This is a genomic window from Paenibacillus taichungensis (assembly GCF_047302525.1).
In the GTDB taxonomy this organism is placed as follows: Bacteria; Bacillota; Bacilli; order Paenibacillales; family Paenibacillaceae; genus Paenibacillus; species Paenibacillus taichungensis_B.
On record NZ_CP168020.1, the window covers coordinates 6623883 to 6638355 of the forward strand.

Here is a 14473-nt window from a genome sequence, read left to right on the forward strand (position 1 = left end):
AAGCAACTTATTGGGAGGTTTGGAAGTGGAGCAAAAAAAGGTTTTAGTGAGTTTTTTGGCGAGTGCCTTGATATTTAGTTCAACTGCTGGGATTACAGCCGCAGCTAACACTGCTAATAATAAGAATAAAACGGCTACCAACAGTTCAAGTAACACATCTTCTACTACAACATCAACGAATAAGGTAGTACATACATTAACTAACTTGTCTCCGGTTAAGTTAACTGCACGTAGTTCAGTCAGTTTAACGGATGTTAACCTCTTGGCTCAAGATGATGGAAAAGTTGTCACATATACATTGACGTATAAGAACAACGACAGTAAGCCTATGATGATGCTGGATTATTGGAGTAAAGTAAAAACTAAGGGTGGAACATTGTTCTCTCCTAAATTGATTGCAAAGGATCAAGAGAAGAAAACTGTTGCTCCTGGATCAAGTGTAGAGCTTACATACACGATGAAGGTTGGACGTGAGGTGAAGCTGAGTGATCTGAACTTCCTGATAGTAAAGTGGGATTTTAGCAAGCCGAATTATGAAAGTACGTTGGGTAAATTTAATGTCCCATCATCGTATAGTATCACTACACCTGCAGGGAAAACGAAGACAGTTCGTCTCAGTGACTCATCAGTAAAGGTGAAGGTATCAGGTATTAAGCTGTTCCCGGGAGAGGATAAGAATCAATACGTCAAAGTCGGTGTGAATCTGAACAATATTAGTTACAAATTGCTTGAAAATCCGAATATAAAATGGATTCTTCGTACTCCAAGCGGTAGCAATTATCCCTTGACCCCGGATAAGGCTAGTACAAGCATCAGTATTCAGGCACAAGCAAACAAAACGCTTAGTCTGATGACATCCTTGCCAACATCGATTAAGTTGCAGAATTCAGAATTGTTACTGGTAGAGGAACAGGGTGAAGAAAAAACGGCATTGCCAGTTGGTGCTTTCCAATTACCAGAGGCAAGTACATCTAATGTAGAAACGGCAGTTAACCAACCCAATATTATCTCTGTCGATGGACAGCCACTGTCTACCTTGCTTGAGTCCGCAAAAATTCGTGTGGATGACAATGAGTACGATCTCAATATGCAATTCGTACTGAAGAATGAGGGCAAGAAGGCAATTAAGGCACCTACTTACACTTTCGAAGTACGTAATGAGGATGGTACCATTTATCCGATTGAAACAAAGGCATTAGATGCGCTGAAGTTAAATCCAGGAGATATGAAAACCATTAAACTGAATACTAGGCTTCAAGGTAATGGTGACACAAGCCAGATTAAGCTATATGCGATGAGTCCTGTGGATAAAAATGAAGGTACGGAAACCACAAGTCCATCTAGTAACTTTGTATTCTCCTACCCAGTAGGAATCTATGCTATTCCAGAATATGTTTCAAGTGAGGACGGTCTAGCTACAGAGAGCGTAATTAAGAACAGCAAAGGAACATTTGGGGTATCTTTGGGTTCATTGCAACGTTTACCGTGGTTAGACAGTGATATTGTGGCGGCTAAAGTCACGATTCGTAATGCAGGCACCAAAACAGTGCAGCTTCCAGAGCTAGAAGCAATGTTCACAATTGATTCGGCTCAGATCGATGGAGACAAGAAGTTGATATACACACAGAGTGGAAAATTACTTGGAGCGGGCATGACGACTGAAGCATATCTGTTGACCAAAATTCCTTCTGAACTTCGTATGGGTCGTCTCGAAGTTAGTCTGATCGAGAAAATTAGTGAAGAAGAAACGAATGAGTGGATCACGTTAAACACCTCGGGATTGATTAAACCTTTATCCTACGTAGAAACCGGCAAGACTTATATAGCTGGTACTGCGGATAAAGAGACCGAAATGGGTGTGCACAGAACAATTCGATATCCAGGAACGTCTTCAGACATCGTATATACAGAATTTGAAATGACAAATAAATCATTGCGTCAAAGTGGGCTTGGCAAACTGGTGGGTTACTTCAAAACATCAGATGGGCAGTATTACAGAGCTACAGCTAAGCAAGCAGAGCGTCTGCCTGGGCCAGGCCAAAAATCTATTGTTACGTTCTGGGCAAAGGTTCCGAAATCCGTTACATTCTCTGACCTGCGCTTAATTGTGGGTGAAGGTATTACAGACAGCAAGTTTCTAACAGGTGAAGGGGACGCTACTGCTTATGTGAACGCTCTGGCATTTGAAGTGCCACCAGCCTCCATTAACGTTCAAGGCTCGCTGACCAATCTTGATCTCTTTCCATTTTCTTGGACGGCCAACAGTGTCCGGGCATATTTAGCAGGTACCTCTTCTGTTCAGATAGAGATGAACTATAGTTTGTCTCGTAATGCAGAGATAGAGATGGGTGAGAATGAACATAAATTAATACTCACGCTGACGGATCAAGCAGGTAAAACGTACGAGAAGGAGCTGACCCTGGGGACCGATCTGAAAGTAGGAGCCAATCAGACGCTGAGCTGGAGTGTAGAAGACAGCTTCTTCGAAAAATTGCGTGGTGGTTCCTATCGCTTGAGCGTAGATGACCAGTTCCAGGGGCAACGACTTCGTCTTGCCGAGCAAAACTACGGATACGATGTATCCAAGCTTCCAAAAGAGGAACCAGTCATAGAATAGTATTTAAATAATGCTAAATTAAATAATGCGAATATACCTAACCTCGTTTCTGAACAATAGGAAGCGAGGTTTTGCTTGTCCCCACAACATTTTTTCTCTATAGTTAAAGTTAATAGATTTCCAGAGGAGGAAAATAAATTACATGAAACCTTATATGAAAGTATCCCTGGCTGCGCTGGCAATTGGCGTTGGCGTATGGGTTGGGTCTGTATACAGCAACACGGCAATAGGTGCAGGCACAATTCAACCGGGAACAGCAGATGATCCTGTAGTCACCAAAAGTTATGTAGATCAACAAATTCAGCAGGCGCTAGGTGGCAAGATCTCCACGGGCAGTGGCAATACCAGTAGTGGTGCAGACAGTAATGGAGGCAATGGTAGTAATACTGGCTCAACTGGAACCGGAAACTCAAGTAACACAGGTGGCGATACCACGCTTCCTCCATTAGTATCCGGTGCTTCGGATGCGCTTGAGATCGTTATGGTGAAACCGGGTCAACAGTTGATAGGTGCAACTGGTGCGGAGTTCATTGTACGCAGCGGCAAGGCAGTGATTGTTAGTGAAGGTACGAATGGTGTAGCCGATCTGACGGATGGAGTAGACTTGACGAATGGTCAGGAAGCACCGAACAATCACCTGCTTTCTTTTCCAAAGGATGGTAGAGGCATTACAGTTCTCGATGGCAACAAATACAGTCTGACTGTTATGGTTCGCGGTGGGTACTCTTTGAAGTAGTTTGAGCATTGTAACCTGAAATTATTCAATATTACGTAATAAGGATTGCTGAGATTACCCAGTTCTAACAAACATTAATACGGCTAGCCAGCCTTGTTCCTGCTCACTCTATAACTGTACACAACCAATAACCGGAGGTGCAGGAATCATGGCTAGAAGCAACCGCAAAGTGGTACCGGAAAGTCGTCAGATGTTGGATCAAATGAAGTACGAAATTGCCGCTGAGTTTGGTCTGAATGTGGGATATGGCGGTAGAGGTCTTGCTGGTGCAGATACCGAATTTGGTTCTGAACTGGGTGAGGTGAGTGATCACTCCTATGGCCAATATAAAGGCTGGGGCCATCTGACTTCCCGCGAGAATGGATCGGTCGGTGGAGAGATTACCAAAAGGCTGATTCGCCAGGCACAGCAGCACTTATAGGGTGTTTTCCTTATCCCAATCCGTTTGACACGTCTTGACAAATACGTTAAGATGGCAGTTGAGGTACGCAACCTTTTCCGCTAGGGAAAGGTTGATTTTTTGTTGAGGCCATTACCTGAAAAATCCTTATCTTCGTAACTGCGGACCCTGCGTCCTTATTCCGCCCGGAAAGCTTTCGAGGGTACAGTGAACGAATCAACGTAAATGTTTTGTTCGGGCAATCGCCATACTACTCGTTATGGGAGGTTGAAACTTCAATGTCTATTAAAGGCCGACATCTATTCACATCGGAGTCTGTAACTGAAGGACATCCGGATAAAATTTGCGACCAGATCTCGGACGCCGTATTGGATGCGTTCCTCGCGAATGATCCAAACGCTCGTGTAGCGTGCGAAGTTTCCGTAGCTACAGGCCTTGTGCTTGTCATCGGTGAGATCAGTTCAGCTTCTGAATACGTGGACATTCCGTCCATCGTTCGTAATACGATTAAGGAAATTGGGTACACTCGTGCCAAGTTTGGTTTCGATTATAATACTTGTGCAGTCCTAACTTCTCTGAATGAGCAGTCTGCTGACATAGCACAAGGCGTTAACGCAGCTCTGGAGAACCGTGACCCGGAACAAATGGCTCGCGAGACAGAGAATATTGGTGCTGGTGACCAAGGCCTGATGTTTGGTTTTGCAACGAATGAAACACCTGAACTCATGCCTTTGCCAATCGCATTATCCCACCGTATCGCTCGCCGTTTGGCTGAAGTGCGTAAGAACGGAACATTGGAATATCTCCGTCCGGATGGTAAAACTCAAGTAACGATTGAATACGACGGTGACAAACCAGTGCGTGTTGATACCATCGTCGTGTCTACTCAGCATGCTGAAGAGACTCTACTTGCGCAGATCCAAAAAGACATCAAAGAACACGTAATTCTGCCTGTCGTTCCAGCTGAATTGCTGGATGAGCAGACTAAATATTTCATCAACCCAACTGGACGTTTCGTTATTGGCGGACCTCAGGGAGATGCAGGCCTGACTGGACGTAAAATCATCGTAGATACCTACGGCGGTTATGCACGTCACGGCGGCGGCGCGTTCTCCGGTAAAGATCCAACAAAAGTAGACCGTTCTGCAGCTTATGCAGCTCGTTATGTTGCGAAAAACCTGATTGCTGCAGGTCTTGCCGACAAAGTGGAAATCCAGCTCGCTTACGCGATTGGTGTAGCCAACCCGGTATCGATCAACGTGGATACATACGGAACAGGCAAAGTCAGTGAAGAGAAATTGGTTGAGCTTGTGCGTAACAACTTCGATCTTCGTCCGGCTGGTATTATCCGTATGCTGGATCTGCGTCGCCCAATCTACAGACAAACGGCTGCTTACGGTCACTTCGGTCGTACAGACCTCGATGTACCTTGGGAACAAGTGGACAAAGCAGACGTTTTGAAAGAGCAAGCAGGTCTGTAATTCAAAATGGTGAAATTAATAAGAGCCTTGATCCCTTAAAAGGGGTTAAGGCTTTTTTTTGTGCTTAGCTGACCATTACGATCAAATGTTTTTTTGTTACGTTATTTTCCATATTACTAAAGGAAAGCGCTCCTAAACCCGATATACACAATGAGGTCTACATAATTGAATTAGGGACATTTGATACGGATGAGGGGGAAGAAAAAGGTGAGCATATCAAGATTGGCTCGTAAGAGCATGATTGTCTTATTGGTTTCACTATTGGCAGTCCAAGGCAGTTTTGGATTCCCGAATGCGGAAAATAAGGCATATGCAGCAGAAGATCCGCGTTGGGATGAGATATTTATTGAATCAACCATTCCAGCAGTTGATGCTAAGGAAGTAGACGGTAAAGAGTCGCTGGTTATGCATTTTAAGGAATCGGTTAGAAAAGCAGAAAGTGACCTTACAAAGCTGTATATCCTTCGTTATCAAGATGATGAAGCAGAGGAAACGATTTTCATTAATAGTGAGGATATTCTAATCCGTGACCCTTCTGCCGATCCGGCGATACCTGCGAGCAGTAAGGGAACAGGGACTGAGGTAACTATTAAGCACAAAGAGTTGCCAGGTGGTACATATTATGTGATGTATGATGCAGGAGCTTTTGTCACTGTAGCAAACACCATAGGAATAGGTTCTCCATCTTATCGCCTATGGAAGTTTACCACGAAGGGAATAGGTACAGCGAAAGCAACAGTGTTTTCTCCGACGAAAGGGGCTAATTCAGTTCCTCTTGCATCGAATATTCAACTGACATACAGTGAACCGATTAAAGCTGGAGCAGGTGAAATTCAGATCATGCAGGGTAACACCTTGTTTGAGAAATTCAATGTCAAGGACTCCAACCGAATTCGTATAAGTGATAGTTCCATTACAATTACGCCGTCCAAACCCTTTGAGAACAAGGCTACATACTCGGTGATTGTTCCAGAAGGTGCATTACGAGACCTTAAACAAGGCAATGACGTATCGGCCATCCAACAAGGGGAATGGACTTTTACGGCATTCCAATCCGATCCGGCTGCTTTGACTGTAGCGACTTTATCCCCTGCCAACGGAGCAAGTAATGTTGCTTTAACTGGCGATTTACTTGTAACGTTCAACAAGGACTTGGATCAGAGCTTTATTGGACGGATTACGCTGAAGAATGCTAATGGTTCAATTATAGCGACTACTCCTTCATTTATCAGTTCTAACAAAAGGCAGCTGCGCATAACCCCAAACACCAGTTTGGCTAGCAATACGAGCTATACTGTAGATATCGCAGGCGGGGCTTTGCAGGATACGACAGGGAACTTGTTCGTTGGTCTGAATGGCGCAACGTCATGGACATTCCGGACGCTCAGCCCGGATACAAAGGCACCTGTGCTAAAGAACGCGAAAATGCACAGCAATAACACCATTCGTCTAACGTACGATGAATGGTTGTACAGCACTAATTCACTCAGTAGCAGTTATACAGTCACCGTAAATGGAGAGAATCGGAACGTTAGTTCCACCTATATTTCAGGTGAAAGTGTATATGTAGTATTGGATACTGGTGTAGCGGTAGGACAGGTGGTGCGGATTGCTTATGCGCCTGGTACAGGTAATCGCCTTACAGATCAGTCTCTGAATGCTGCAGCTGCTTTTGGTGCACGGGATGTGGAGAACAGTTTGGACTCCGTCATGTCCAAGCCGCGAGAAGGTAGTGTATATTACAGTACAATTACGTTGTATTACCCTGAGACGGTATATATTACCTCAAGTGATGCAGTGAGACAATTCAGCGTAACTGCCGATCAGTCAACTGTAGGCATTAATAGCATATCGGTCAATAATAGCTCCGTTGTGACATTGAATCTCAGTCGATCTATTACGGATGGTGAAGTCGTTCGTGTTGCGTACACGCCAGGTTCATGGCCTGTAAAAGATACTCGTGGACAGGCTCTTGCTGGATTCAGCGGCTTCTATGTCCGAAATACGATTGATACCAAACCGCCTGAGTTCAAGAGCGCCGAGGTCAGTGGGAATAAATTATGGATTCGATACAATGAACCACTGAAAACGACGAATAAGCCGCTCAATAGCCAATATTCTGTTCTTGTGGATGGCAAGCCACTCTACGTAACGGATTCCATGATTGAAGATGATCTGGTAACGTTGACACTGGCATCAGCCGTGAAGGATACACAGTATATATCGTTATCGTATGTACCTGGAGCCCTGCGATTAACGGACCTGAATAATAATCCTGCGGGCTATCTCAATCTGACTCCAGTAACGTACACCTACGGAAATGGCAAAATTCTGTCGGCCACGCTCCAAGGAGACACCGTTCAGATAAACTTCCGTGATGCAATTCAGTCTCAGACGGCATTAACGGTAGCTCAATTCAGTGTGGTGCTTGGCAATTCATCCGCAACTGTATTGTCGGCTTCTGCTTCTGGATCTGTGGTGACGCTGAAATTAGATATTTCGTCATCTACTACAGCTAGCCAGACAGGTACCGTTAGTTATGTACCTGGTGCAGTCCCATTAAGGGACTCGTCGAATGTTACTATAGCAGCATTCGGGCCTCTTACGCTGCAACAGACGAGCAATAGTTCGGGTGTTAGTGGTGGCCAAACGGGGACACGTCCTACCTGGTTGGAGGAACTAGATTCTTCGAGCTATGGTCAGCCTTTACTTGTGATGAACAATAATACGGCTTCTGCCGTATCTGCGGTGTCACGTAATAATCGTTCAACTCGTCAATTTAATGTGGATGCGAACAAGTTGATCCAGACTTTTGAATATGCTTCAACCGTAGGGAAAATGAATCAGTCTGTTGTTTTTGAGATTCCAGATAGTGAATCCTCTGCGTATGTTGGGTTCCCATTGAATGCACTAATTCAGATTGCGGCAAGTCATCGAACAGGTACAATCGGTGTGAAATATGGGGATCTGCTCTGGACTGTACCGCTGTCTAATCTTAATTTAGCAGCTATGAGCCAGAAGGTAGGAGCAGCAATCAACACAAGTACAACGACAGGAGCTACAACTCCATCCTTGTACGTACAGTTAGAAACGGTTCCTGTATCTTCATCCGGTTCAATCGAAGGTTTGATTGCAGGTGCAGGGGCGCAGAAGCTTGGCAATTATACGGATGTATATGTGTTTGCTAGTAATGGAAGTGCCGATCATCGTGTGGAGCAGAATATCAAAAGCCAGTTGGCCATGCAATTGTCTGCAAATACGCCTAGATTAACATCCGGATTTACGTATATTGATCCGGTTACCTTTATGTTATCTAATGTACCAAGTTCTTTTAAAAGTACTGCCGGGGGCGTGGTTATCCAAGGACAGCTGAATGGCAATCAATCAGTAGTTCCTGTTAACCACACCGTTAGTTACCAGGATACGTATTCACACTGGGCTAGTGCAGTTATTAATGAGCTCTCTGCTAAATGGATTATTAGTGCGTCGAATGGTTCCTTCTATCGGCCAAATGAGAATATTTCACGTGCAGAATTCGCAGAATTGGTAGCTAGAGGACTGGGACTTAAGGGAGAACAAACCGCAGCAAGTCGTTTCCGGGATGTACGTAGTGGCAGTGTTACCAGTGCCTATATCGGTGCTGCAGCTGAAGCGGGAATCATTACAGGCAATACCGATGGTACCTTCAAGCCGGATCGTCCAATCACCCGAGAGCAAATGGCGATCATGATGGTTCGTGCCTTGAATTACGGTGGTCAACCAACTGCTTTGAATGCTTCAGCTGCTTCAACATTAGCTAAGTTTAAGGATAACAAAAAGATCCAATCCAAGGATTCTGTCGCCAAAGCGGTGCAGGAAGGCATTATTCAGGGAATGACGTCAAAAACATTTGAACCCCAGGGGAATGCATCTCGTGCACAAGCGGCGGTAATGTTGAAACGTGTTCTGGATAAGTTAGGATATTTGTAAAAACGAGTTAAGTATATCATTCATTTATTCAAGAATGGTCATGATAACGATATGTAATAAGGTTGGAACATTTCAAGAAAGTTCATTTCTTGGGGTGTTCCTTTTTAATTTGAAAGAGGAGTTCGGTTATGTTCGTATACGAGAAAGATGGAACAACAATTATTGGTGGATTTATCATGTCGAGATCGTCAGAGAAATAATAGAATCATATCAAATGGAGTTTCAGATTGAGTTCCGGCCATAGTTTCAAGAGTCAAATCTAATCCAAACAGACTTCTGATGTGCTGAACTAGGCATAGCTGAAGTCTATTTGCTCTATACGTTATTCGTATAACACAATCAGAAGATATCGCATAACCCAATAAATACCTGAATTCAGGCTCGGGGCGTAACTTTTTCCACAAAAAGTAGTCTATTAATAGAAGAGTATACTAGAAATCTCGCTATCTGCTGCCACATGGTAGAGATCGTGATATCTAAGATTGATATACAAGATGGGAGAGACGTTTCAAACATGCTGGGGAAACAAGGGAAACGGCTGAACGACGTTAAGGGTAGCAAGGCGAAGAAATGGGCGATTGTGACGCTGGCAGGCGTGATCTGGATTGCACCGGTTCTGGGAGCGGGACAACAGGTGTGGTCGGGAAGTACATGGCAGTCGGTGGCTGCAGCGGCCTCTACAACAACAAGTAAATTGAGCGAAGAAATTCTGACTTCGGGTGCGAAGTTGATGAAATACAGTTATACAACAACACGTTCCGGCTCGAAGGTGAACGTACTGGCAGATGTCATTCAAGTGGATTTGCAAAATCCCTATGTGAAGCTGGATGTCATGACAGGCAAGGGCGGCAATCTGAATAGTAAACAAAGCACGGGTGGCATGGCTAAGGAAAATGGTGCAGTAGCCGCCGTGAACGGCGATTATTTCAATGTATCCGGGGAACTTGCCCCAATCGGTGGACAGGTCTCGGATGGGGTGCTCGTATCTACTCCATCAGAGCTGTCAGGGATGTATGCCCTCACCGTAACCAAGGACGGTAAGCCGATGATTGATGAATATTCATTCGATGGCACCGTGAAGGCAGATGATGGTTCAACGTTTGCTTTGCGTGGGATAAATAAAGAGGACTACACGGTCGAATCGAGCTCGGTGAAATACAGTCACGCCAATTCGATGTATATTTATACACCGGCTTGGACGTCCACAAAACGGCCGAATGATCCTTCCACAACACCAACTGAGGTACTTGTGCAGAACGGAGTAATCACCCAAATTTCGGATAAAAAAGCGTTGAACATGACGGTGCCGGCAGATGGGTACATTTTGCGTGCGCATGGAACGGCAGCGACATGGATTATGACTCACCTGGCGGTAGGGCAGACGCTGAATGCAGATTACAAGTTGAAAGCCAAAACGACGGGGGAGACCGTTGATCCAAGCAACCTGCAGATGATGATCGGTGGTCATACCATTCTGGTGAATGGTGGCAAGGCGGCTACGTTTTCCCGTGATATTGCGGCTTCTGGCATCGGCGGCATTCGTGCGAGAACAGCAGTCGGCTACTCCCAAGATGGTCGGTATGTCTACATTATTGCAGCGGAGAAAAACAGTAACAGCAGCGGTTTGTCGCTGACTGAACTGCAATCCTTCATGACCAGCATTGGTGTATGGAAAGGCATGAATCTGGACGGAGGCGGCTCCACAACGATGGTAACTCGTCCGCTTGGCGAGGAGACAGCAGGGCTTACGTTCAACACGGAGTACGGTACAGAGCAGCGTCAGGTCGTAAACACGCTGGGCGTGTTCTCTACGGCTCCAGAAGGTAAGCTGAAAGGCTTTGCCGTGAGTGGCAGTCAAACGTTGCTGGTAGGGCAAGAGGGCAAGTATACAGCCAAAGGATATGACACTTACTACAACCCGATTGCGACAGGCGATATCAAGATGACATGGAAATCGAGCAACAACGGCATCGTGAGTGTAAGCAATGGAACGATCAAAGGTGTGAAACCAGGTACAGCGACGCTGACTGCAACAAGTAATGGAGCCTCATCTTCCATTAAAGTTACCGTGTTGGGCGGAAGTGAACTGGCTTCGCTGACAGCAGGATCTGGCTTGGGATCGCTCCAAGCGGGAACAACGATTTCCATTCCAGTAACGGCGAAGACCAAAGACGGACAAAGTGTGACAGTTCCGGCGGATTCGCTGACATGGGAGTTTATTGGATTCAAAGGTAAAGTGTCTGCAGACCAATTAACCGTATCCTCCGTGAACGCTGGCGCTCAAGTTGGCTATGCGATCGGTCGTTATGACGGCTACAGCACGGTGGTTGTGCTCTCCGCTGCGGCAAGTGAAACGATATGGGAGAACTTCGAGAATGTAAGCTACCCGATCAACTTCACGACCAACGCATCAGGTGTAACTGGATCGGCTTCCGTGACAACGGGAACAGGTGAAAAAGCTGGCTCCAAGGTATTGCAGCTGAGCTATGATATGACCGCAGGAATAGGTAAAATGTATGCTTATGCCCAATTGAATGGTTCCACTGGCAAAGAGGTATCTGCAACAGCGACATCCATGTCGATGGATGTTATGGGAGATAAGAGCCTGAACTGGCTGCGTGCTGAATTTACGGATGCCAGTGGCAAAACGGTATATGCCGATCTCGCTAAGGCAATTGATTGGGATGGTTGGAAAAAGCTAAACGTGGACCTGAACGGGCTGAATATTTCTTATCCGGCGAAGCTGAAACGGGTTTATGTGGTGAATGTGGAAGAAGGTCAGGATGAGCGTGCGAAGGCAGGCACGGTTGCTTTTGACAACATTGCTTTCACCATGCCATCCAAATCCAGTGAAGTGGGCTTGCCTACAGGAACTGCTTCGCTGGTGCTTGGACAGAAATCCATGACCGTAAATGGAACGAAAAAGGCAATCGATTCTGCGCCTGTACTGAAAAATGGTACAACATATGTTCCAATCAAGCATGTATTGGATGCTTTTGGCGGACAGGCGAGCTGGGATAGCAAAAATCAACGAGTTACCGTCGTGCGCGGTGGCAAGCTGATTGATCTGGTTGTAGGCCAGAAAGAATTTATCATCAATGGCAAAAGACAAAGTGCAACAGTAGCACCTTACGTATCTGGTGGTAGGACTTTAGTCCCTCTCAGACTCGTTTCAGAGCAGCTTGGACTGACTGTAAAATGGGAACAGAACACGAAGACCGTTACCATCTCATCGTGATATGGTATGATATATACCGGAAACGATAGAAATGGAGTCGAACAAACGTGGATTTACAAGCCGATGCCATAGACCGCGTCATAAAAAACGCCATACAAGTCATGGAAAACAGTAAATATCAAATGTTTGAGATTATGGACTCGACTCGGAATGAGCTAAAAACGCTGAACGAGGAGTTGAAGTCGGTTCTAAAGGAGACGGCGGAAACGATCGAGAAAGTAGATCAATTGGAGCTCAACTACCGCCGCTCCCGGATCCGGCTAACTGAGGTTAGCCGCGACTTCGTCCGTTATTCCGAGCATGATATCAAGCAGGCGTATGAAAAAGCGACGCAGTTACAGCTGGATCTGATGATTTACCGTGAGAAGGAAATGTATCTGAAAGCCCGTCGGGATGATCTGCAGAAGCGTGCCAAGAATGTGGAAGCTTCCGTGGAGCGCGCCGAGACGATCGGTTCCCAGATGGGGGTTGTACTGGAGTATCTGTCGGGTGAGCTGGGTCAAGTGACCCGCATCATTGAATCCGCCAAAAATCGACAAATGATTGGTTTGAAAATAATTTTGGCCCAGGAAGAAGAGCGGAAACGTATTGCCCGTGAGATCCATGACGGACCTGCGCAGATGCTCGCAAATCTAGTGCTTAGGACGGAAATTGTAGAAAGAATGCTCATAAAGCAGGATTTTAAGATGGTCCAGGCCGAAATAGTAGATTTGAAAGGCCAGGTTCGTTCGAGTCTTGGAGAAATGAGAAAAGTTATTTTCAATTTGCGTCCTATGGCACTGGATGACCTGGGATTGATTCCAACGCTTCGGAAGTACGTGCAGGATTTTGAAGAAAAAACAAAAATCCGCTCGCTTTTTGAAACGAGAGGCAAAGAACACCGTTTATCTTCGGCAATGGAGGCTGCGATCTACCGCCTCGTGCAGGAAGGTCTGTCCAATGCTGCAAAGCATGCTTATCCCACTTATGTAGTAGTGGAAATTACATACCAGGCTCAGCTCGTTAAGATTGTCGTGCAGGACAATGGGCTTGGGTTCAAACCGGAGCTTCTTGCGAAGAAGAGCAAGGATCATACCCACTTCGGTCTGATTGGGATGAGAGAGCGGGTTGAACTGTTAGAAGGAAGAATAGAGATCGAATCCGCGGAAAATCAAGGAACCAAAATAGTGATTCATATCCCGACAAACGTGGATAAGGGAAAGGAGTAGCAGGATGGAAAACCGTGATACTGGTAAGGCATCAATTAAAGTTCTTTTGGCTGATGATCATCAGCTGTTCCGTGAAGGTCTGAAACGCATTTTAAATATGGAGGACGACATTGAGGTCATCGGCGAATGCGGCGATGGGATTCAGGTGCTCGAATTCTGTAATCAGGATAAACCGGACATCGTATTGATGGACATCAACATGCCGGTGGAAAACGGGGTTGAAGCGACGGAGAAATTGCGTGAGCTGTTCCCAGATGTCAAAGTCATTATCTTGTCTATTCATGATGATGAGAGTTATGTATTCGAGACGCTGCGTAAAGGTGCTAATGGCTACCTGCTGAAAGATATGGAGGCCGAGTCCCTGATCAATGCGATTCGTTCCGTTCATGAAGGGCACGCATTCATCCACCCTAAAGTAACTGGCAAACTGATCATGCAGTTGCGTCGGATGACGTACCTTAATGAGACAGGGGCAATGAGCGAGGGAGCTTCGAAGGAAGCAGGCGTTAAGTTTGTCGCTGGCGACAATAATCCGCTTACTCGTCGTGAGGCTGAAGTGTTGCGTCTGATGGCTGAAGGTAAGAGCAATAAAATGATTGGTGAGTTCCTGTTCATCAGTGAGAAAACAGTAAAAAACCATGTCAGCAGTATTCTGCAGAAGATGGAAGTGGACGATCGTACGCAAGCGGTTATCAACTCGATCAAATATGGTTGGGTTACCCTTTAATATACGATTGTATTTAGATGCAGTTTGATTATAGCAATTATAGGATTCTGTTTACTCGCGCCCATTCCAGAATGTTGGACTGGTTAGCGGGTTAATG

General features: G+C 45.6%; 8 protein-coding genes. All 8 read left to right on the forward strand.

Going from position 1 to position 14473, the window contains the following annotated elements; translation table 11 throughout:
• Positions 1-25: 25 nt before the first annotated feature.
• Positions 26-2617, forward strand: a complete 2592-nt coding sequence (locus tag ACDJ58_RS29975) for a hypothetical protein (RefSeq protein WP_413374338.1) — start codon at positions 26-28, stop codon at positions 2615-2617.
• Between the two features lie 142 nt (positions 2618-2759).
• Positions 2760-3353, forward strand: coding sequence for a hypothetical protein (locus ACDJ58_RS29980; protein ID WP_413374339.1), 594 nt, complete (start codon positions 2760-2762; stop codon positions 3351-3353).
• Positions 3354-3501: 148 nt separating this feature from the next.
• A complete protein-coding gene (locus ACDJ58_RS29985) occupies positions 3502-3774 on the forward strand; it encodes an alpha/beta-type small acid-soluble spore protein (protein WP_053782866.1) in 273 nt (90 codons plus the stop codon).
• A 257-nt stretch (positions 3775-4031) separates the two neighbouring features.
• Positions 4032-5234 (forward strand): methionine adenosyltransferase, encoded by a 1203-nt coding sequence (gene metK / locus ACDJ58_RS29990; protein WP_063567744.1) that lies wholly within the window; start codon positions 4032-4034, stop codon positions 5232-5234.
• Between the two features lie 207 nt (positions 5235-5441).
• Positions 5442-9203, forward strand: coding sequence for an Ig-like domain-containing protein (locus tag ACDJ58_RS29995; RefSeq protein ID WP_413374340.1), 3762 nt, complete (start codon positions 5442-5444; stop codon positions 9201-9203).
• Positions 9204-9717: 514 nt separating this feature from the next.
• Positions 9718-12441, forward strand: coding sequence for a stalk domain-containing protein (locus ACDJ58_RS30000; protein WP_413374341.1), 2724 nt, complete (start codon positions 9718-9720; stop codon positions 12439-12441).
• Between the two features lie 47 nt (positions 12442-12488).
• A complete protein-coding gene (locus ACDJ58_RS30005; RefSeq protein ID WP_024631628.1) occupies positions 12489-13649 on the forward strand; it encodes a sensor histidine kinase in 1161 nt (386 codons plus the stop codon).
• A gap of 4 nt (positions 13650-13653) precedes the next feature.
• Positions 13654-14376 (forward strand): response regulator transcription factor, encoded by a 723-nt coding sequence (locus tag ACDJ58_RS30010; protein ID WP_024631627.1) that lies wholly within the window; start codon positions 13654-13656, stop codon positions 14374-14376.
• The last annotated feature ends 97 nt before the right edge of the window (positions 14377-14473 follow it).